General features: G+C 74.1%; 31 protein-coding genes. All 31 read left to right on the top strand.

Annotated elements, in window-relative coordinates; all coding sequences use genetic code 11:
* The first annotated feature begins 29 nt into the window (after positions 1-29).
* The 31 genes from ACIGZJ_RS30755 to ACIGZJ_RS30905 all read left to right on the top strand — a co-directional run bounded on the left by ACIGZJ_RS30755 (position 30) and on the right by ACIGZJ_RS30905 (position 19064).
* Positions 30-1133, top strand: a complete 1104-nt coding sequence (locus ACIGZJ_RS30755; RefSeq protein ID WP_396460315.1) for a hypothetical protein — start codon at positions 30-32, stop codon at positions 1131-1133.
* Positions 1133-1507, top strand: coding sequence for a hypothetical protein (locus tag ACIGZJ_RS30760; RefSeq protein ID WP_396460316.1), 375 nt, complete (start codon positions 1133-1135; stop codon positions 1505-1507). The genes ACIGZJ_RS30755 and ACIGZJ_RS30760 overlap by 1 nt, the downstream gene beginning before the upstream one ends.
* A gap of 46 nt (positions 1508-1553) precedes the next feature.
* A complete protein-coding gene (locus ACIGZJ_RS30765) occupies positions 1554-1844 on the top strand; it encodes a hypothetical protein (RefSeq protein ID WP_396460317.1) in 291 nt (96 codons plus the stop codon).
* Positions 1841-2254, top strand: coding sequence for a hypothetical protein (locus ACIGZJ_RS30770; RefSeq protein ID WP_396460318.1), 414 nt, complete (start codon positions 1841-1843; stop codon positions 2252-2254). The genes ACIGZJ_RS30765 and ACIGZJ_RS30770 overlap by 4 nt, the downstream gene beginning before the upstream one ends.
* Complete coding sequence (locus tag ACIGZJ_RS30775; protein ID WP_396460319.1) at positions 2251-2649, top strand: hypothetical protein; 399 nt, start codon at positions 2251-2253, stop codon at positions 2647-2649. Before ACIGZJ_RS30770 ends, ACIGZJ_RS30775 begins: the two co-directional genes overlap by 4 nt.
* A 14-nt stretch (positions 2650-2663) precedes the next feature.
* Complete coding sequence (locus ACIGZJ_RS30780) at positions 2664-2939, top strand: hypothetical protein (RefSeq protein ID WP_396460320.1); 276 nt, start codon at positions 2664-2666, stop codon at positions 2937-2939.
* Positions 2936-3382, top strand: coding sequence for a hypothetical protein (locus tag ACIGZJ_RS30785; RefSeq protein WP_396460321.1), 447 nt, complete (start codon positions 2936-2938; stop codon positions 3380-3382). The genes ACIGZJ_RS30780 and ACIGZJ_RS30785 overlap by 4 nt, the downstream gene beginning before the upstream one ends.
* The gene (locus ACIGZJ_RS30790) at positions 3379-3687 is read left to right on the top strand and encodes a hypothetical protein (protein ID WP_396460322.1); all 309 of its coding nucleotides are present in this window, start codon (positions 3379-3381) and stop codon (positions 3685-3687) included. The genes ACIGZJ_RS30785 and ACIGZJ_RS30790 overlap by 4 nt, the downstream gene beginning before the upstream one ends.
* Positions 3684-4415, top strand: coding sequence for a hypothetical protein (locus tag ACIGZJ_RS30795; RefSeq protein WP_396460323.1), 732 nt, complete (start codon positions 3684-3686; stop codon positions 4413-4415). Before ACIGZJ_RS30790 ends, ACIGZJ_RS30795 begins: the two co-directional genes overlap by 4 nt.
* Positions 4416-4443: 28 nt before the next feature.
* Positions 4444-4698 (top strand): hypothetical protein, encoded by a 255-nt coding sequence (locus ACIGZJ_RS30800; RefSeq protein ID WP_396460324.1) that lies wholly within the window; start codon positions 4444-4446, stop codon positions 4696-4698.
* A gap of 1138 nt (positions 4699-5836) precedes the next feature.
* Positions 5837-7036 carry a hypothetical protein gene (locus ACIGZJ_RS30805; protein WP_396460325.1) on the top strand — a complete coding sequence of 400 codons (1200 nt, stop codon included), beginning with the start codon at positions 5837-5839 and terminating at the stop codon, positions 7034-7036.
* A complete protein-coding gene (locus tag ACIGZJ_RS30810; RefSeq protein WP_396460326.1) occupies positions 7033-7803 on the top strand; it encodes a DciA family protein in 771 nt (256 codons plus the stop codon). The genes ACIGZJ_RS30805 and ACIGZJ_RS30810 overlap by 4 nt, the downstream gene beginning before the upstream one ends.
* A 232-nt stretch (positions 7804-8035) precedes the next feature.
* The gene (locus ACIGZJ_RS30815; RefSeq protein ID WP_396460327.1) at positions 8036-8485 is read left to right on the top strand and encodes a hypothetical protein; all 450 of its coding nucleotides are present in this window, start codon (positions 8036-8038) and stop codon (positions 8483-8485) included.
* Positions 8482-8760, top strand: coding sequence for a hypothetical protein (locus ACIGZJ_RS30820; protein WP_396460328.1), 279 nt, complete (start codon positions 8482-8484; stop codon positions 8758-8760). Before ACIGZJ_RS30815 ends, ACIGZJ_RS30820 begins: the two co-directional genes overlap by 4 nt.
* On the top strand, positions 8757-8978 hold the full coding sequence (locus tag ACIGZJ_RS30825; RefSeq protein WP_396460329.1) for a hypothetical protein: 222 nt from the start codon (positions 8757-8759) through the stop codon (positions 8976-8978). Before ACIGZJ_RS30820 ends, ACIGZJ_RS30825 begins: the two co-directional genes overlap by 4 nt.
* Before the next feature lie 406 nt (positions 8979-9384).
* Complete coding sequence (locus tag ACIGZJ_RS30830; protein WP_396460330.1) at positions 9385-10020, top strand: ParA family protein; 636 nt, start codon at positions 9385-9387, stop codon at positions 10018-10020.
* Positions 10021-10025: 5 nt separating this feature from the next.
* Positions 10026-11285 (top strand): ParB/RepB/Spo0J family partition protein, encoded by a 1260-nt coding sequence (locus ACIGZJ_RS30835; protein WP_396460331.1) that lies wholly within the window; start codon positions 10026-10028, stop codon positions 11283-11285.
* 445 nt (positions 11286-11730) lie between these two features.
* Positions 11731-12204 carry a hypothetical protein gene (locus ACIGZJ_RS30840; protein WP_396460332.1) on the top strand — a complete coding sequence of 158 codons (474 nt, stop codon included), beginning with the start codon at positions 11731-11733 and terminating at the stop codon, positions 12202-12204.
* Between the two features lie 290 nt (positions 12205-12494).
* A complete protein-coding gene (locus ACIGZJ_RS30845) occupies positions 12495-12965 on the top strand; it encodes a hypothetical protein (protein ID WP_396460333.1) in 471 nt (156 codons plus the stop codon).
* Between the two features lie 201 nt (positions 12966-13166).
* Positions 13167-13397, top strand: a complete 231-nt coding sequence (locus ACIGZJ_RS30850) for a hypothetical protein (RefSeq protein ID WP_396460334.1) — start codon at positions 13167-13169, stop codon at positions 13395-13397.
* Between the two features lie 255 nt (positions 13398-13652).
* Positions 13653-14255 carry a hypothetical protein gene (locus tag ACIGZJ_RS30855; RefSeq protein WP_396460336.1) on the top strand — a complete coding sequence of 201 codons (603 nt, stop codon included), beginning with the start codon at positions 13653-13655 and terminating at the stop codon, positions 14253-14255.
* A 98-nt stretch (positions 14256-14353) separates the two neighbouring features.
* On the top strand, positions 14354-14608 hold the full coding sequence (locus ACIGZJ_RS30860; RefSeq protein WP_396460337.1) for a hypothetical protein: 255 nt from the start codon (positions 14354-14356) through the stop codon (positions 14606-14608).
* A 73-nt stretch (positions 14609-14681) separates the two neighbouring features.
* Positions 14682-14957 carry a hypothetical protein gene (locus ACIGZJ_RS30865; protein ID WP_396460338.1) on the top strand — a complete coding sequence of 92 codons (276 nt, stop codon included), beginning with the start codon at positions 14682-14684 and terminating at the stop codon, positions 14955-14957.
* Positions 14957-15364 (top strand): hypothetical protein, encoded by a 408-nt coding sequence (locus tag ACIGZJ_RS30870; RefSeq protein ID WP_396460339.1) that lies wholly within the window; start codon positions 14957-14959, stop codon positions 15362-15364. The genes ACIGZJ_RS30865 and ACIGZJ_RS30870 overlap by 1 nt, the downstream gene beginning before the upstream one ends.
* Positions 15361-15945 (top strand): RusA family crossover junction endodeoxyribonuclease, encoded by a 585-nt coding sequence (locus ACIGZJ_RS30875; RefSeq protein ID WP_396460340.1) that lies wholly within the window; start codon positions 15361-15363, stop codon positions 15943-15945. Before ACIGZJ_RS30870 ends, ACIGZJ_RS30875 begins: the two co-directional genes overlap by 4 nt.
* Positions 15942-16310 carry a hypothetical protein gene (locus tag ACIGZJ_RS30880; protein WP_396460341.1) on the top strand — a complete coding sequence of 123 codons (369 nt, stop codon included), beginning with the start codon at positions 15942-15944 and terminating at the stop codon, positions 16308-16310. Before ACIGZJ_RS30875 ends, ACIGZJ_RS30880 begins: the two co-directional genes overlap by 4 nt.
* The gene (locus tag ACIGZJ_RS30885; RefSeq protein ID WP_396460342.1) at positions 16307-16789 is read left to right on the top strand and encodes a hypothetical protein; all 483 of its coding nucleotides are present in this window, start codon (positions 16307-16309) and stop codon (positions 16787-16789) included. The genes ACIGZJ_RS30880 and ACIGZJ_RS30885 overlap by 4 nt, the downstream gene beginning before the upstream one ends.
* Before the next feature lie 89 nt (positions 16790-16878).
* The gene (locus tag ACIGZJ_RS30890; RefSeq protein WP_396460343.1) at positions 16879-17745 is read left to right on the top strand and encodes a hypothetical protein; all 867 of its coding nucleotides are present in this window, start codon (positions 16879-16881) and stop codon (positions 17743-17745) included.
* Positions 17742-17918, top strand: coding sequence for a hypothetical protein (locus tag ACIGZJ_RS30895; RefSeq protein ID WP_396460344.1), 177 nt, complete (start codon positions 17742-17744; stop codon positions 17916-17918). The genes ACIGZJ_RS30890 and ACIGZJ_RS30895 overlap by 4 nt, the downstream gene beginning before the upstream one ends.
* Entirely contained in the window at positions 17918-18430 is a 513-nt protein-coding gene (locus ACIGZJ_RS30900; protein ID WP_396460345.1) for a single-stranded DNA-binding protein, read from the top strand. Before ACIGZJ_RS30895 ends, ACIGZJ_RS30900 begins: the two co-directional genes overlap by 1 nt.
* 181 nt (positions 18431-18611) lie before the next feature.
* Positions 18612-19064 (top strand): hypothetical protein, encoded by a 453-nt coding sequence (locus ACIGZJ_RS30905; RefSeq protein ID WP_396460346.1) that lies wholly within the window; start codon positions 18612-18614, stop codon positions 19062-19064.
* The last annotated feature ends 24 nt before the right edge of the window (positions 19065-19088 follow it).

Raw genomic sequence — 19088 nt, forward strand, 5'->3', positions numbered from 1 at the left:
GCGACCACCCGCGCCCGTGGAGGTGTCCCATGGCACAACCCCAGCCCGCCGCCGACCCGCGCCCCTCCCCCGGCCCGCGGCGCCGCCGCCCCAGGCCGGCCGACACCCGGTCCGCCCGCCCGGCGCCCGACCCGCAGCAGCAGGCGCTCGCCCGGCTGCGCGCCCCGTTCCCGCCCGCCGAGGTCTCCCAGCGGCCCGAGATCACCTGCGACGCCTGCCGCGCCGCCCGCTACCGGGTGTGCCCGCGCCACGAACGCACCCACTGCGGCACCTGCAACGCCCTGCTGACGGCCGCCCACACCCACCTCGACTACGTCGGCCACGCCGCCGCGACCGCCCGCCTCCTGGACGTCGACCCGCTGTGGGACTGGGAACCCCTCGCCTACACCGAGGACGGCCTGCCCAGGATCGACCGCTTCGGCGGGCTGTGGATCCGCCTGACCGTGTGCGGCATCAGCCGGCTCGGCTACGGCGACGCCACCGGCCGGCCCGCAGGGACCCGCGCCGTCAAGGAGCTCGTGGGCGATGCGATCCGCAACGCCGGAATGCGCTTCGGCATGGCCCTGAACCTGTGGGCCGGCGCCGCACCGCGCTACCAGGAGGAGCCGTCCCCCGGGGACATCCTGGCCGCCCGCCTCGGCGACGACCCCCGCCTGTGGCGCTCGGTGCGCGGCCTGACCCGGCTGCGCACCGAAGCCCAGGAGCAGGGCCTGCTCGGCCACGTCGTCGCCGAGTACGACTGGCGCGCCCTCGGCGAGATCGTCGACACCCAGATCGAACTCCTCAGCGCACCCCCGGCCGCAGCCGCCCGGCCAGCTGCACCGGACCCGCGCGCCCTGCCGCCGTCGCTGCGCCCGCTGCCCACCCCGGCCGCGGGCGCGCCGTCGTCCGGCCCCGGCTCCCCGGGCGGCGCCGAGGACGCCCTGGCGGCGTTCCTCGCCCGGATGCGCAACGGCTGGTGGCAGCTGGAGCCCACCCGGATGGCCCTCGCCGAGGCCAAGGCGAAGGCCCTGCTGGACGAGACGGTCCCGCACCCGGCCAACCCGCAGCAGCACGGCCGCGTCGAGGACCTCCTCACCGACCAGATCCAGCTCCTCACCGACCGCCGCCAGGCACTGCAGGAGGAGGCGTGATGGACGACGCCACCGTCTGCCGGCTCGTCACCGCCGGCGCCCTGGCCGTCGTCGCCGCCATGGCCGCGGCCACGGTCGCGTTCTGCCTGCTGTGCCGGGCCTGGCGCGCCCTCGCCCGCGGGGACGCCGCCTGCCGCACCGCCCTCGACGCCTGGGCCCGCGAAGAGCTGCTCCTCCTCGAGCAGAAGGCCCTCGGCATCGACCCGGCGCCCGACCCCGCACCGCCGGCCAGGTACGCGCCGCTGCTCCCCGAGGAGCGCTACGCCCACTTCCAGGTCGTCCGCGAGGCGTGCGCCGTCGTCGAGGACCTCCTGCCGCTCGTCGGCCCGCTCTACCTCCACGGCGAGCGGCTCATGGCCGCCGACGACCGCTGACCACCCCGGCGCCCGGGCGCCGCCGACCGCCGACAGGAGGAACGCCGTGCGCCTGACCGCCGCGCTGCTGGCCGTCCTCCTCGCGGGCACCACCCTGCTGTGGCGCTGGGAACGCGAGCGCTGGCGCCGCGCCCTGACCACCGAACAGCTCCACCGCGCCCGCGAGCGCCTCACCGCCCAGGCCCAGGCAGCCGAACTGCACCGGGCCATGGACGAGTGGGCGACCGCCGCGAGCGACGCCATCGAAGCGCACCGGCGCCCCGGGGAAGGCCCCGACCTGGAGCGGCTGCACCTGCTGCTGTGGGAGCGCCAGAACGGATGGGAGGACCCCAAGTGACCCACCACACCCACACCCACGCCGGCCCCGGCGGCAGCAGCGACCAGGACCAGGGCGTCCCGCCCGACCTGCCGGAGCTGGCCGAGGTCGACCGGGCGGGCCGGCGGCTGCTCGTCGGCTCCGCCCAGATCCTCGCCGGCCTCATGACCGCGGGCCTGCTGGAGCACGTGCGCACCCCCGACGCCCTGACCGACGTCCTCGCCCCCCACGTCCCGGCCGGACCCGAGCGCGACCGCCTCGTGTTCACCGCCGGCGCCGCCGCCGGACTGTGGGCCGGACAGCGACGGCGCCGCGGCCACTGGGACCCCGACGAGCTCCAGCACGCGGCCGACGACCTGTACGCCAGCGGCTGGGCGGCGATGGGGCTGCTCGCCGCCGACGCCGCGCACCTCGCCGGCGGCGGCCGGTGACCCCCGCCGGCCAGCCGCCCGCGCGCCGCGGCCAGCCGCCCAAGCTCACCGCGGCCCGGCGCCGCACCCTCCTCGACGCCCTGGCCGGCGGCTCCACCCTCACCGCGGCGGCCGCCGCCGCCGGCGTCACCCGCGCCACCGTCCACAACACCCGCCGCCGCGACCCGCTGTTCGACGCCGCCGTCACCGAGGCCACCGCCCGCGCCCGGCGCGCCGCCCAGCCACCCCGGCCCGCCTGTCCGGCCTGCACCGAACCCGCCCTGGAACTCACCCCCGGCGGCGCCGCCTGCCGCAGCTGCCACACCGACTTCCACCTCGTCCCCGCCCGGCGCCTCCCGGCCCCGAGCGGGATCTGGCCCGCCCTCACCACCGCGCCGCTGGCCCACGCCGGCTGAAACGGAGACCCCTCATGCACACCGCCCCGCACCGCCGCCCGACACCGGTGCCCGCCCCGGACCCGGCACGCGACTACGACCTCCTCGTACGCCGGCTCCTCTCCCTCGCCGACGACCTCGAACGCCATGCCGGCCACGGCGCCCAGTGGCAGGCCAACATCAGCGCCGCCACCCGCATCCGCCACCTCGCCGCCCCCGACCGCGAACACCGCCAGCCCAGCCTGCGCGACGCCATGGTCGCCGCCCTCACCACCACGACCACCCACACCACCGGGCAGGCCGCCGCATGACCGCCACCGGCCCCACCGTGCCGGACCCCTGGCCATGCCCGACGATCCGCGCGATCGACGGCGCCGTCGGCGAGCCGCTCCCGCTCACCACACCGCCCGGCTTCACCATCGAGGACCCCGCCGAGCGGCTCCTCGTCGAGCAGATGACCGCCCTTCGCCCCGGACTGCGCCCCGAACAGGCCTGCGCCGCCCTCCAGGCGCTGCGCACCCTCCCCTACACGCTCCACCCCGCCGCGCAGCCCTGCACCGCGGCCCCGACCGATCCGGCACCCGGGTGCTGCCCGGCCACCACCAGCGGCCCCTGGGCCGCGACCCTGTGCTGCACCCTGTCCCCGCAGCACACCGGGCCCTGGCACGACAGCGGCGGCAACACCACCTGGCGCGTCGACGAGACGGGCACCCTCAACCTCGTCATCGACGACACCTGCCGCCACGACCGATGAGCGCCCTGCGCGGTCCGGCGGCCGTCCTGCACGACACGCTCGCCGACATCTGCCGCACCGCCACCGGCGCCCGCTGGCACCCCGGCGCCGAATACGAGATCTGGCGCCTCGCCCACCACCCCGCCGCCCACTGGGGCCCCGCCCGCGCCACCGACCTCGGCCCGCCGCTGCTCCTCGCCCGCACCCTCGCCGCCCAGGCCGGCCTCTGGATCACCACCCGCAACGGGCGCCCGGCCGAGATCACGCTACCGCTGTGGCTGCACCGCTACCGCGCCTGGGAGACCACACCAAGGGGGACCGCATGACCGACCACCAGGAACCCGGCGCGCCGCCCTGCGCCTGCTGCCACCGTCTCCTCGACGACGACGAGACCCTCACCGGCCGCACCACCTGCCACCGCTGCCAGAGCGCCATCGCCGCCCTGCTCCGCGAAGTCGCCGCCCTGTGGCGCCGCCTGCCCGCCGCCGCCCACACCCCCCACCGCCCCACCGGCGGCGGATCGGGCGCGCACCCCACCGGGTCCGCCGCGCCCGGCAACCTCTCCGCGATCAGCCTCCTCGCCGGCGACGCCACCGCCCGCCTGCAGGTCCACGAGGACGACTGGCGCCGCGCCCTGCACCTGCCCATCGCCACCTTCCGCGGCGACCCCGGCCAGACCCTCACCGCCGTGCAGTACTTCCTCACCTCCTGGCTGCACTGGGCGTGCTCCACCCACCAGGCCGACACCCGCACCCTCCACCAGGACCTGCGCCGCCTCACCGCCGAGATGACCACCGCCGTCACCGGCGAACGCGACCCCCGCGTCACCGTCCCCTACCCGTGCCCCGCCCCCGCACCCGGCTGGGACGACGACGACCCCGACGCACCGCCCTGCGGCGCCGTCATGCGCATGGACCCCCGGATCCCCGAGATCCGCTGCGCCGGCTGCCGCCGCACCGTCCCCCGCCACCGCTGGCACGAGCTCGGCCTCACCGTCGGCTCCATCACCCTCCCCACGGCACCCACCGCCGACCCGGCCGCCCACGCCGCCTGACCCCCGCTCACGGAAGGACCCGCACCCCATGACCACCGCCCTGCTCCCCGCCCCGCCCGCCGACACCCCCGTCCCGGACACGGAGCCGCCGGCACTCGCCGCCGTCCTCACCGGCCACACCCCGACCGCCGGACCCGACACCGGCCAGACCCCCACCCGCTGCGCCCGCTGCACCGTCGACGCCGGCACCCCCATCCCCTGGCCCTGCACCGCCGTATACGAAGTCGCCGACGTCGAGACCCGACCCCAGGGCTGGGAGCTACGCCCCCACGAGGCCCCGTAGCCCACCGTGCCGACCCGCACGGTGTCGGGCCCTCCCCCGCAGGAGGCCGGGTCCGGTGTGTCGGAGCCGCCCGGCGATCATGACGTCTGCATTACTTTGACCTCCGCTGAACGGGCGTCAAAGTAATCGGTCCCGCCCTGCCGGGACCGGGCGGCCGAACGGTAGGGGCGACCGGGCGAAGTACGGTCAGAACCGGATGAAACGTCAACCCTCGCGGGCGCGCGGCGAGGAGTGTGCACTCTGCCGGTCAAAACCGATAGGCTGACGCCAACGGAAGGCTCTTCACAATCTGTGACGCCTTGCGCAATACTCCAACTGGACATGGAAACGGGGCCCTGTATCCCCTCCGGCGCTGCAACGCCGTGATGGAGGAGAACGGACCCCTTGGACAACCGTGACAAAGGACGGTCGTCGTGAACGATGGTACCCGTGCACCCCGGTGCACGGCTAGGCGGACCCACCAGCCCGGCGTGAACACCACACCGCCGGTCGACGGTGGGTCCTGGCGTACCGTCAGCCCGACACCTCCCGCAGCCCCCCGCCTCGCGCCCGGCCCCCTGGATGTAAACCCGGTTTACCCCGGCCCGCCCGACGCGGGCCTCGGGTTTCACGACCGTCAAGCCGGCCGCCGGGCAGCTCCGATTTTCCATGGAAAATCCGGCGGACGATCCCGGCCCCCGGCCGCAGGCACCCAGACTTCCCGCCGCCCGTCCCGGGCCGCGGGCATTCCGCATACCCCTCAGGGAGTGGTCATGACGTAGGAGTCACTGGGCGGGGCCGCCTCTTCGTCGTACGAGGTTCCTGCCGCCCGGCCGTCCAGCTGCACCCGGTGCTACCAACACCGAGCGCCTGACGGCCCTCGTTCCATCCGCTGCCAGTCCCCCTGGGCTACCAACCCGGAGGGCTTCCGCGGAGTCCCGCCAGGCCCGGTAACCAGCCGGCCCCTACGGGACGCATTCACCGCCCAGCAACGGGCGGGTTCTTTCAGTTCGCAACTGACACCCCAAGAGGGGCCGAAGCCCCGAGGGGCCCCTTCGTGCGTCCGCCTTCGCAGTCGGACGAGCTAGGAGTAATGATGCACGCTGCCGTGCCGCCATGCCACACCGACGTGGCTCCACGCGCCGTTTTGACCCCGAATGTGTCTCAGACCACACCCCCCGGGGCCGTTCCCGCGCCCCAGCAGTGGGTCTCCACGACGCCCGGACGGATCGTCACCGACACCTACAGCTGGCTCCAGGCCGTCCACTGGGTGCACGGCGCCGGCATCGCCCCGGTGCCGCCGAAGGGCCCGAAGTTCGGACTGACCACCGTCCGCATCGCCCAGGAGCTGACCAAGCTCACCGAGGTGCGGCCCGGCGTCGCCTACCTGATGCAGGTGCTGAAGCTCGGCGAGCGGACCGTGCAGTACCACCTGGCGCACCTTCGGGCCACGGGCCTGCTCGCCTACATCGAGGCGGGCACCCGGCTGCCCCGCACCGAGGACCGCACCTGGGTCGCCCGCCGCACCTCGCACTTCGCGCTGACGGTCCCCCAGGCCTACGACCAGGCGCTCGGCATCCGCACCACGGGCAAGGGCCCGACCCGGCGCATGACCGGGATCGCCGAGGCCGGCCGCCAGACGATCGCCCGGCTCGGCAAGCTCGCCTCCAAGGCGGTCCGCCGCCGACGGAAGAAGGCCACCGCATCGAGGACGCGTTGCACCCCAATGGTGGGTGGTACCGCTACTGCTTCAGATCCCGACGTACCTCCCGCTGGCCCTCTAGAGGGGAACGCCCCGAATCGCACCCGCCAGCAGCAGACCAGCAAGACCCGGAAGGGCAACAAGATCACCCGCCGGTTCCGGCTCGCCGCCCAGCTGAAGGAGCGGGTCCTGTGGTTGTCCGGCACGACCGTGGCCCGGATGTCCTGGGTACTGTCGGAGGTCTCCGACGCGGGCTGGACCGTCGACGAGGTCCAGGCCTGGCTGGCGCTGCGCGACGCCCCGCACGATCTGCGGCGAGGCTCCGGCCTGCTCGCCTCCCGGCTGGTCGGCGCAACCGTCGTGTGGCCGACCCCGGCCGCACGCAGGCGGGCCGTCGAAGCCAGCCGGGACCTGGTCGCCGCGAACTCCCGGACAGCCGCCCGGGTCGACGAGAACTTCCTGTCCGCCCCGGAACACCGCCCCTCCCTGGGCCTCCAGATCATCACCGGGCTGCGCCAGGGCCGGGCCCTGCAGTCCACCAGCTTCCGCTCCCGGGGCCTCGACGACCTCTCAGGCCACCTGCCCGCCCAGCCCACACCCACCGACGACCAGGCCGCCGAGCTGGTCGCCGCCTTCCTCGGGAGGACTATCCAGTGAGCAGCACACCCAGCGGTATCGACCTCGCCCGCCAGGCCCTCGCTGCCGCCCGGGCCAACTCCAAGAACCTGCCCCGCCAGGAGACGACCGGCCCCGCCCGCAAGTCGCTACGCACCCGCCCCAAGGACGCAGGCCGCGAACCCGTCAGCCTCGCAGGCGCACTCGAAGGCCTCCTCAGGATCGCCGGCTGGGACACCGGCGTCGCCGGCGGCGACCTCGTCGCCGACTGGCCCGTCCTCGCACCTGAACTTGCGGGCGGTGCCGTCGCCGAGCACTTCGACGAGCGCACCGGAACCCTGCACCTGCGGCCGATCAGCCGGGCCTGGGGCACCCAGCTCCGCTACGCCGAACGCCAGATCGTCACCGGCATCAACCGCACCCTCAAGCGAGACCTGCTCAGCCACCTCCGCATCCTGGAACCCGGCCCGAGCCGGACGCCCCAATCCGGCCCGGCCCCGAACCCACAACCGGCGGCAGCCGAAGCCACAGGTCCGGCCCGAGGCCCGCACGCCGAAGCCGCAACAGCGCTGGACACCTGGCGCCGCAACCTCGCCACCGCGCACGCGGCCGCCCAGACCGAGAACGACCAGCGGATCGCCGCCGTCCGGGCCCGGCTGCGCCCCTTCGGCCCGGACCTTCGCGAACCCGAGACCGACCCGACCTGGACCCGCGTGCGCGACCAGGCGGCCGAGACAGCCGGCCCCGAGTCCCGCAACTGGTCGCGTGAACCGGAGGACGACCCCGCCTGGACCAGCATCCGCGACTAGGCCGCCCTCCAAGCCGAGAGCCTGCGCAGGCACGAAGCCGCCCTCGTTACCGCCCGCACGGCCTCCCGCCCCGGCGAACCCGCGCCCCTGTTCACCCCGACCCGGGCGGCTTAAGCACCCCGGATCTTTACGGCCGTAAAGATCCGGGGTGCTGGCAGGGGTTGTCAGAGCCCGGGAGGACCCTGGGCGACAGGCACGCACCAGCACGCCGACCACCGCCCCGGGAGCAGGCATGACCGCGATGACCGACCGACTGAACACCCTCGTCGTACTCCAGCCGGGCTGGCTCGACGGCACCGGCCACCGGCCCACCGCGGCCGCACTCGGCCTCGCCGCCCTGCTCGCCGAACCCCTCGCCACGACCGCCACCGGCCCCCTGCACGCCTATCCGACCGAGGACGGCGGCGTCGAACTTGAATGGCACCAGGACCAGCTGACCCACAGCGCCCGGATCGGCCCCCACGGCCAGCTGCACCTGCTCACCCTCGACCCGGCCGACGCCGACGACCCCCCACAGCACGGCCACCACCAGGCCGCCGCAGCGCTGCGCACCGAAGCCGCCGCGATGGACCGGCTCACCGAACAGGTCGCATGGCCCGTCCTCCCCCACCCCGAGCCCCAGGTCGACTCCGCGACCCTGCGGGCCGTAGCCGCTCTCCTCGACACCCTGGAGGCCGAATGACCCGATCCCGCACACCGCGCATGTGCCTGCTCCACGCCGACTACCACCCCCTCGACGACGACTGCCTCGCCGCCGTCGTCGACCACACCCGACGCCACCCGCAGCCGTTCAGCCGCGCCGCGCACGACGACTACCAGCAGGCGGTCGAACGCGGCATCCTCGACCGCCACATCCGCCAGCACCTCGAGCACCAGGAGGACCCCGTGCCCGCATACGACCCCGACGGCGAACCCGCGCCCGCCCCGCAGGGCGAAGAACTCGAGCAAGCAGCATGACCACCCAGGCACAGGAACCCCGGGCCGCCGACCCCCGCATCGGCCCGCTCCTCGACCTCGTCCAGGGCGTCCTCGCCGGCTACGGCGAACTGGCCACCACGTTCGCCGAGAACGTCCCCGACCCCGAGGCGCGCCAGCGCCTGCTGCGCCACACCCAGAACCTGATCATCGATGCCCGCACCCGCTACAGCGCCATCGCCATCGCCACCGGACAATGAGGCTCGGCCACCTCACCCGCGGGATCAATACGACGGGCGCCACGACGGCAGGTCACGGTGAAACCGTCTGCCGATCTGCACGCCGTGAGCACGATGGGGGTGTCGGCGATTTTCCATGGAAAATCGCCGACACCCCCCGACAGCTGGCGGCACCCGCCCCACCCCGGCACCGGGCAGCATGCGTCCCGTTGGGCGAATGAAGCGGTGGGCGGCACCGATTTTCCATGGAAAATCCGGTGGCTCACCAGTGGCGGCGGGTCGGTTGGTTCGTTGGCCTGCGGATCTGGCATTCTGGCGCCCAGTCCTGCGCCCGGGAGAATCCCCCGAGCACGGGCATCCGCAGTACCGGGCAAGAGGCCCGGGAAATCAACGGACAGAACGGAACATCATGTCCTCTGTGCTTGTCGTGTCCACAGACCCTCAAGGGTCCGCCGTCGTCTGGGCCAAGCGCGTCGGAGCGAAGCTGCCCTTCGACTTCATGGCCGCCCACGACCAGGCCGACCAGCTGTTCAGGCTCAAGGACACCGGCGCCCGGATCCACGTCGTCGCCAACCAGAAGGGCGGCGTCGGCAAGACCACCTTCGCCGTTAACCTGGCGGCCTGCGCCAACGCCGTCCTCGGAGCAAGCGAGAACTACCGGCACATCTTCATCGACACCCCTGGCACCCTCGCGGACGAACACATCCTGCGCAAGGCTCTCGAGATCGCCGACGACGTCGTGGTGCCGATGATCACCGAGCCGCTGTGCTTCGACCCGACGGCACGGACCGTGCAGACGCTCGTAGAGCCGATGGGGAAGAAGTTCACCGTGGTGATCAACAACTGGGACCCGCGCGACGGCGAGCCCGACCGGGACGACACCATCAAGTACATCGGCAAGAAGAAGTGGCCGCGGGCCAACACCGTGGTGCGCCGCTACAAGATCCACTCCCGGGCCAGCGCCGAGGGTCAGGTCGTCACCCAGTACAAGCCCAGCGCCACCGCCTACAAGGCTCGCGAGGACTTCATGAAGCTCGCGCTCGAGCTCGGATACGGAGGCTGACCGTCATGGGCAAGCAGGTCAGCTTCGCCAGCATGGCAGACGACCCGGTCGAGCCCGTTCCCGGCGTCGACCCCAGCAACCGCGTTGACGCCGGGCCAGCCCGGTGGATTCCCACCGAGAACTGCCGCTACAACCCGCGCAACCCGCGGGACCTCGGCGACCTCAGCAACCTCGACAGCATCGACGTCAGCGACCTCGCAAGCATCGCTGAGAAGCAGCTGCAGAGCTGCCTTGCCGTCACGCTCCAGGCCTACCTGAAGCTCTGGCCGGAGGATGAGGACGACCTCGACCTCACGAGCCGGGACGACGTCATCGTCATCAACGGCAACCGGCGCCTGGCGGCCGCGAACAAGTACGGCCAGCCCCGGCTGATCGTCGTCGTGGACGATTCCCACGCCGCGTCGAAGGCCAAGCTGTTGCGTGCCGCACTCGACGAGAACATGAGCCGCAAGGACTTCGACCCGATCGAGGAAGCCCGCGGTGTCATGCTCCTCGTAGCCGAGTACCCGACGGCGAAGGACGCGGCCGAGGGTGAGGGATGGTCCGGGCCCTGGATCAGCCAGCGCAAGAACCTCCTGAAGCTCCACCCCGACCTGCAGGAGCTCGTGCGGTCCAAGGCTCGCGGCGGCGAGGGTATCGCCATCCGCCACGCTCGGGCCGTCGCCCAGACAAAGGGCATCGAGGACATGCCGGCCGCACAGCAGATGGTGCTTCTGAACCAGCTGCTCGAGCTGGAGGCCGAGGCAGCCCTCAAGAAGAAGATGGACCGTCAGGAGGCGAAAGCGGAGCGGAAGCGGCTTGCCGCTTCCGGCCCGGGCACTGCGCCGCGTGCGCACCCGAGGCCGGATGAGCGCTCGCTCGCTGAGGGCGCGAACAGCGGGCCCGGCGGATTTTCCATGGAAAATCCGCCGCCCCGTGAGGTGGACGGCGCCGGGCCCATGGAGTCCACCGGCTCCGCGGAGGTGGACCCCGGCACCGGCTCCCCGACAGGGGGCGATCCGGTGGTCGTCGGCCACGACGGATTTTCCATGGAAAATCCGTCCGAGGTGCCGAGCCCCCGCGAGGCCGACGCCAGGCTCGAGCACGGCTCCGACGAACCTGTCTCCGACGGTACCCGGAGCACCGGGGCCAGCATCCCGGACTGGCGGGACCTCGACGGGGTCGCGGCATGGCTCGTCAGGTACCTGCAGCCCGCAGAGGCCAGGACCGTCGCCCACGCCGTGCTCGACAAGGTCGGCCTGATCGAGCAGCCACCCGTCGTCTAGCGGGCCCCTACACCGACAGAGCGCCCGGGCGCGGTGGAGGCGCCGTCCTCCACCGCGCCCTCGGCAGCACCTGCACGTTCCGATGGGTGGCACCGACCCGGCTGATCGGTGACCGGATCTATCGGTCTGCCGGAGGTCGTGTCTACAATCGCCGCACGGTCGGACCACGGTCAGGCCGTCGCAGGACACCGGTGTCCTCCGCTGTACGGCGCCTCCGGACCCGCTGAGATCGGGGCCGGCCGACGATCACCCCGTACGGTGGGGGACACGGGCGTTTCAGTCACTGAACAGCGCCCGCAGGACACAACGGGACCACGATCACGGCGGCTTCGCCCGGATGAGTGGTGGCCGGGATTGTGATTTGGCACGCTGATCAACCACGGGCAGGCGCCTCCGGCGGCGCCGGCCCCGTCGCCCCCCTCCCGCCGGACGAGCGGAGACCGCCATGCCCGCCAGTGCGCACCCCGACGAGGTCGAGCCCGCCCGGGGCCCGGCTCCTGCCACTGTCATCGATCTGGCCTCCCGTCGTCGCAGCGACCGGCCGCGCGCGGACGTCCCGGAGCAGGAGGTGCCGGTGCTCGAGGATGCTGCGCTGGTGGCCCTGTTCGAGGAGCAGGGCGGAGGAGGCGGGGCGGTGCAGGCTTCGATGATCGCTGCCGCGTGGGAGCGGGCCGTTGGCGAGCAGGGCTCCTCGCTTCGGGATCCGGCCGCGGCTGCGGCGGTGCGCGGGGTGGCGCTGTTGATGGAGCGGATGCTGTACGGGGGGATGGCGGTGCGTCACGGGGACCCGGTGCGGGGGATCGAGGCGAATCCGGCGGACGGCATCGACGAGGTCGGTGCGCAGATGATGCTGGACCTGGTGCACGGCCTGCGGGAGGCCGCCGACTTCTTCTCCCCGGAGTGCCGGGAGCGCATGTAGCCGGGGTTCCGGCTGTGGTGACGGCGTGCCATAGGTCACGGCCGGGTTACAACTGGTGCGCAATGCTACGCATCGCGTGGGAACATCTTGCCCTGTGTGGCCGGCGTGCCATGATGAGGCACCCACGCCGACACCACCGAGTCCCCGTATAGCGGCTGACAACCCGCCGCGTACCGGGGCTGGGAACGGGGACCCTCATGAGCAGCGCCGTGCCGAGTCGTACCTCCCGGTTGATAGCCGCCCTGACGGACGGTCGGGCCGGCGGTGCGTCGGGGGAGGTGCGGCGGGGGGTGGAACTGGCGGACCGTCGGGCGACGCGGGCCGAGGCGTCGGCGCCTTCGCGGCTGGACCTCCTCGCGGCGGCGCAGGACCACGAGGCGAACGTGGCGGCGTACGTGGCGCGGCACGGCGGGCCGATGCGGTCGGGTGTGCGGGACCGCAGTGAGCTGTTCGAGCAGGCGGGGGCGATCGCCGAGGGTGATGAGGCGGCGGCCGTGGAGCTGCAGGCGATCGACCTGGCGGACTGGATGCGGGCGGCGCTGTCGGATGTGCGGACGCAGGAGTCGGGGCGGCGGTCGGTGACCGCGGTGTCGTGCCCGCAGTGCCGGTGCTGGAGTCTGCTGGCGGTGCCGGCGGCGCGGGGCGGGTGGATGGCGGCGTGCCGCAACGTGGTGTGCGGGTCGACGCAGGGGCCGCGGACGTTCGCGCTGCTGGCGGTGGCGCGCCATCAGCTGTGGGAGTCGGCCGCGCGGGCGTCCTGAGCGAGGCAGGGTCTCGGCTGTCTGCCCTGTGGGCGCAATCGCGCGTGATACGCGTGATTGCGGCGGTTGTCCGGCCGCCCGTGCGGGTGCGGCCGTCGGGTGCAACGAGGGGAAGCGATCGTCATGAGTGTGCCTGCCTCTCCCGGGGCGCCGGGGTCTGCGGGCCGGACCGCCGGTGCGGCGGGTCCGTGCTGGACGCGGGTGTACTACTCGACGCCGCCGCAGGACCTGGTGACGTGGGCGGCCGCGGCGGCCGAGCTGGCGGACGGTCCGCATCCGATGTCGGAGCGGGACCTGAGGCGCCGCTACAAGGAGGACGGGCGCCGCAGGACCTGGCGGGTTCCCGGGCAGCGGGCGGAGCACGTGTCGATGTCGGACGTGTGGACGTTCCACCGCAACCTCCACCGGGGGTGGCTGGCCGGCCCGTCCTGACGGGCTGGGGGCCGGTCGGCCTGTCGGTGTCGTGCGGGGCGGTGTGCAGGGGGTGAGCCCCCGTCCGGGGTTCCGGGCGGGGGCTTCCTTCATCCCCGACAAGTTCTCTATTGCTGTAGCAATAGAGAAGGCGTAGTGTGGACACCACGGACCCCGCCCCACCCGGCGGACCCCGAGCCCGGCCGGGCGCAGCAGTGACCGCCTGCCCTGCGCGCCCGGCCGTACCACCCCCTGTCCCGTGATCGGAGCACCGTCATGCCTCTCGCCGGAGACCCCGCCCCCGACTCCTCCTCCCTGACCGTCGCCTCCCTCGCCGCCGAACTCGGCCTGTCCGTCCGCGCGGTGTCGGCCCGGGTGACCGGGCTGTGCCGGGCCTTCGGGCCGGAGGCGGTGGTGCACACCGCGGCGTCGAGCAACGGGGCGACGCTGCTGTACGCGGACGCCGCTGCCGCGATCCGCGCCGGCCGGGTCCAGGCCGCCGGGGTGGAGGGCGACCTGCTGCGCGTCGCCGAGGTCCTTGCCGCCCGCGGCGTGTGGGCCGGGGGCGGGTCGTTCGGCGCGGACACCGGCTACGGGCCGGTCGACCCGTCGGGTGCGGCGTGGATCGCGGTGTACGGCCTGCTCCCGGCGGTGTTCACCAGCAGCGCGCCGGGGGCGGCTTCGGCGGCCGCCGAGCTGGTCCTGCGGGACGAGCGGGTGCTGCGGCTGGTGGAGTTCATGGCGGCGAACGCCGACTCGGACCTGGCGGACCAGGCGCCGATCGAGCGCCTCGCGGACTGGGCGGCGCACACCCCCGAGGGCGAGGTGATCGGGCGGATCGCGCGCCTGGCGCAGCCCGGTGCCGGGCTGGCGGCCTGAGCGGACCCCCTGGCCGGCGGCATGCACCGATGGGGTGCGTGCCGCTCCCTGGAGGCCCGGACAGTTCCGCCCGGACCGTGATGACGGAGGAGACCGTCATGTCCACCACCGCGCACCAGCCCTCCACCACCAGCCCCTCCCCCGCCGCCGGCCCGACCGGCGCCAGGTCGGCCGACGAGCGCGAGCACGCCGTCGTCGAGCACCTCCTCGTCGAGGCCTACGCCGCCGACACCGAGCAGGCCTTCGCCGACCTCGCCGCCCGCCACGCCCCCGCCGCCGACCCCCAGCGGTACGCGGCGTTCGAGGCCGAGCTCGCCGACCGGGCCGCCGCCCGCACCCCGCACGCCGCCTGACCCGCGGCGCCACAGACTCCACCCCGCTTTTTCCCCTCACGCCCCGGTCCCTGACGCCGACACAGGAGCAGCCATGAGCACCGACATCCCCTCCCAGCGTCCCGCCCCGGCCACCGCGATCGCCTTCCCCCGCCAGCGCAGCATCGCCCGCGACGAGGGCCGCGACGACGCCTTCGACGAGCCGCGCTGGCTGATCGCCGCCCGTATCGCCGACATGCGCGACTGCGCGACCGCCTACGAGGACGGCGCCGCGCTGCGCTTCGCCGAGGACTACGCGGCCGGCGCCCTCACCACCTGGACCGCCATCGACGCCCTCCACCGGGCCCTTGGCGCCATCGAGGAGCGGTGATGTCCCGCAGATCCCGGCCCCGGCCCCGGGGCTACCTGGCGCTGGCCGTGCGCGTCGAACTGCTGCGGCTGCGCCTGGCCCGCACCAGCGGCGAGCTCGAGCAGGTGCTGGCCGACGCCGAGCACGACGCCCCCGTCGTGTCCGGCTGGAAGGTGGACCTTGACGAGGCCGCCGCCCGCTGCGAGGCGCTGTCCGAGGAGAACCGGGCGCTGCGCCTTCGGGTCTCCGAGCTCGAGCAGGAGCGGGGCGGGGCCCCGGCGGCGGGCGCGGGCCGGTTGGAAGTGTCGCCGCCCGCCGTGCGCGCCGAGGTGTTTGCCCGGCTCGCCGACGCGGCGCCGTCGCCCGCAGGCCTTCCCCAGGCCGTTGTTCCGCTGTGGGACAAGGACACCCGCAGGAACGCGTCGTGACCGCGGCCGCCGCCCCGCCCGCCGGCGGGGCGGCCCCCGCCCGGGAGCCGGCGCTGACGGTCACCGTGTACGGCGACCCGGCCGCACAGGGCAGCAAGGCCTACAAGGGCCACCGCACCAGCCGGGTGACCGGCCGCCAGGTGGCGGTCCTGGCGGAGCAGTCGAAGATGGTCAAGCCCTGGCGGGCGCTCGTGACCGCTGCCGCCGTCCGGGCGATCGCCGGGACCCGGGCGGCTGCCCGTGCCGACGCGGCGCCCGGATCCGGCTCGCCGCCGGCCGCTCCCCTTGCCGGTCCGCTGGCCGTCGCGGTCGTGTTCACGATGCCCCGCCCCGGGCGGATCCCCGGCGACCGGCTCGGCTGGCCCGCCGTCAGACCGGACGGCGACAAGCTGCTGCGCGCCGTCTTCGACGGCCTGACCGACGCCCGCGCGTGGGGCGACGACGGGCAGGTCGTGCAGTGGTCGGGCATCAAGGTCTACCCCGGCCTGCACCCCCTCGCCCTGCCCGTCCCGGGCGCCCACATCCGAATCTGGCAGGTCGCCGCGACCCCGGCGACGCACACCCCCGGAGGCGAACAATGACTTCCCGACCCGACGGGCACGATCTGCCCGCCACCCTTCAGGCCCTCCTCGGCGCCCGCGTCGAGGAGGGCGGCGACGGCCACCTGCTGTGGACCGGCCCCATGGACCGCACCTGCCCCTACATCAAGGTCCAGCGGACCCGCTACGCGGTGCGCCGCCTGATCCTGCAGGAGGCCTGGGGCCGCGGCCTCCAGGGCGAGGTTGCCGCCTCCTGCGGCACGGCGCGGTGCGTCGCCCCCGCCCACCTCCTCGACGAGGTCGGCCGCCGCAACACCGCCGCTCTGGACGTGATGCTCCGCGCACTCGACCAGGCCATGCCCGCCCTCCTCCAGCGTGCGGCCGCCACCCGGGCGGTGGCCGCATGAGCGCCCGCACCGCGCCGCGGACCCGCCGCTACCGCACCGGCCTCGACACCCGCCGCGACATCCCCGACAAGGTCGTGCGGCAGTACCGCGGCCACCTGCGCGGCGTCGGCGAGCACCTGCTGTGGCAGGGCCCGGCCGACCACGCCGGCACCCCGTTCATCGGTCACGACTACGCCAAGTACTCCGTCCTGCGGATCGCCTGGCTCCTCCACCATGACACTGCTCCGGACGGCCACATCCGTGTCGGCTGCGGTGTGCGCGGATGCGTCGCCGGCCGGTGCCTCACCGACCGGACGCTGCGTCAGCGCGAGCAGCTGCTCCTGGCCGCCGTCCACCGTATCGACATGAGCGGCACCTGCGCGGCCGGCCACGCGCACGCCGAACACGGCAGCGTCCGCACCAACGGCAAGATCGAGTGCCGGACCTGCGACGCCGCCCGCCGCCGCGCCCAGCGCGCCGCCGACAAGGCGGTGGCGTGATGGCGAAGGCGAAGAGGAGCCCGGACCACGGAACCTATGCCCGCGCGCACGGCACCGCCTCCCGGCCCGCATGCAACTGCTCCCAGTGCGTGTACCGGCGGACCCGCTACGACAAGGAGCTGCGCCTGGACCACGCCCGGGGTCGGCGCAGGACCGCCCCGGCGGACCCCGTTCGGGCGAGGCTTCGCGAGCTCCGGGCGACCGGCGCGACCTGGCGGCAGATCTCGGAGGCGACCGGGGTTGCCCACACCCGGCTGATGCAGCTGGCCGGCGAGGTTCGGCCGGTCCTGTGGACGAGCACCGCCGAGAAGATCCTCGCGGTCCGGCCCGAACGGCTGGGACTCGTCCCGGCGCGCTGCCCGGCCCTCGGCGCCGTGCGGCGGATCCAGGCGCTGATGGCCATCGGGCACTACGGCAAGACGATCGCCGCTGCGTCCGGGCTGTGCCCGCAGACGCTCTCGGAGATCCTCAACGGCCGGTACAAGTCGATCTCCTCGGCCCACCACGAGGCCGTGGCTACGGCGTACAACGCCCTCTGGTCGGTGCCCGGCTCGTCGGTGCGCTCGCTGATACGCGCCCGGGCCGGAGGATGGGCCGGACCCCTGCAGTGGGACGACGAGGCCCTGGACGACCCGGCAGGAACCCCGGACTGGACGGGGCACTGCGGGTCGGGCAGCGGCTGGCTGCTCCACGCCGCAGTCGCCCAGCCCCCGTGCGGGGCGTGCGGGGCGTTCGCACTGAACGGAGCGGACCTGGGCCCCGACGGCGCCCGCGCGTTGGCGTCCGCCGCCTCGGCGGCGCTGCTCGTCCTGGGGCGCAGGCGGTGCGGATGGCGCGGCATCGGCCGCCTCCTGGGCATGCCCGAGAGCCGCGTCCTCGACGCCTACGAGCTCGCGAAGCAGGCCGAGTCGCAGCAGCAGTCCGCACAGATCGAAGGATGGAGGCTGGCCTCGTGAGCGGGCAGGACCTCAGCGCGTTGGAGCGGTTGCTCATGGAGGAGCTGCCGACGGGGCGGGTCGAGGACTGGAACCCCCGCCGGCCCGAAGTCAGCGAGTTGGAGGCCGCACGCCACCGTGCGGTGCTCGAGGCGGCCGTGTGCCGGACGACAAGGCGGAGGAGAGCGGCCTGATGGCTGGGGAAACGCAGATCACGATCGTGGGGAACCTGGTCGACGACCCGGAGCTGAGGTTCACCCCGTCCGGAGTGGCGGTGGCGAAGTTCCGGGTGGCGTCGACACCGAAGACCTACGACCGGGCGGCCGGAGAGTGGAAGGACGGCGAGAGCCTGTTCCTGGCGTGCCAAGTGTGGCGGCAGGCGGCGGAGAACGCCGCGGAGTCCCTGCAGCGCGGCATGCGGGTGATCGTGCAGGGCGCACTGCGCCAGCGCTCGTACGAGACGCGCGACGGCGAGAAGCGCACCGTGTTCGAGGTCGAGGTGGAGGAGGTCGGGCCGAGTCTGCGCTTCGCGTCCGCGCAGGTGGCGCGCAACACGCCGGGCCGGGGGCAGAACGGCGGCTGGGGGCCGGCCCGGCAGGACGGCGCGGGTGCGCCGTCCCGGCCCGGGGGCTCCGGCGCGCCGGCCGGTGCCGATGCCGGGTGGGGCGCCGGGAAGGGCGAGTACACGCAGGAGCCGCCGTTCTGACGGAACGCCGATCTGCGGCAGGGGCCCGGTCTCGATGAGGCCGGGCCCTTCGCTTCCCCACCAGACTTTCCTATTGCTTAAGCAATGGGAAAGCTGTAGTGTTTGGGCACGCCACGACGCACCGCCCCAGGCGCCCGCGGCGCACACCGACAGGCGTACAACCGCACCCCCGGAGGCCCCCGTGACCGCCCTGCACCTCGCCGCCATCACCGCCGCCGGCCTCAGCCTCATCACCGACCCGAACGGACCCGCCTACCAGGACCCCGACGTCACCGCCGACCTCGCCCGCATCCAGCGCATCACCGACTGGCTGCCCCACTGGCCCGCCGCCGGCACGCACGTCCTGGAGCGCAACCTCCACGAGAGGAACCGCGCCGAGGACCGCCTCCTCGCCGCCCACGGCTACCCCGTCCCCGATGACGACGAGCGCTACCGCGCCCGCCTCGCGATCAGCGCGACCGCCGCAGCCGTACAGGCTGCCGCCGACCTTGCGCACCCCCCGGCCGACTGCACCCGCTGCAACGGCTGGGAGGACTGCGCCGACGCCGACCTGGCCTTCCGCCACGCGCTCCACGCCGACTGGGTCGACCGCTGGGCCGTCGACGCCCGGCAGCCCGCCCGCCGCGCCGCCTGACCCGACCACCCCGCCCCCTCAACA

Origin of the sequence: Kitasatospora sp. NPDC052868 (assembly GCF_044547105.1) — a bacterium.
Taxonomy (GTDB): Bacteria; Actinomycetota; Actinomycetes; order Streptomycetales; family Streptomycetaceae; genus Kitasatospora.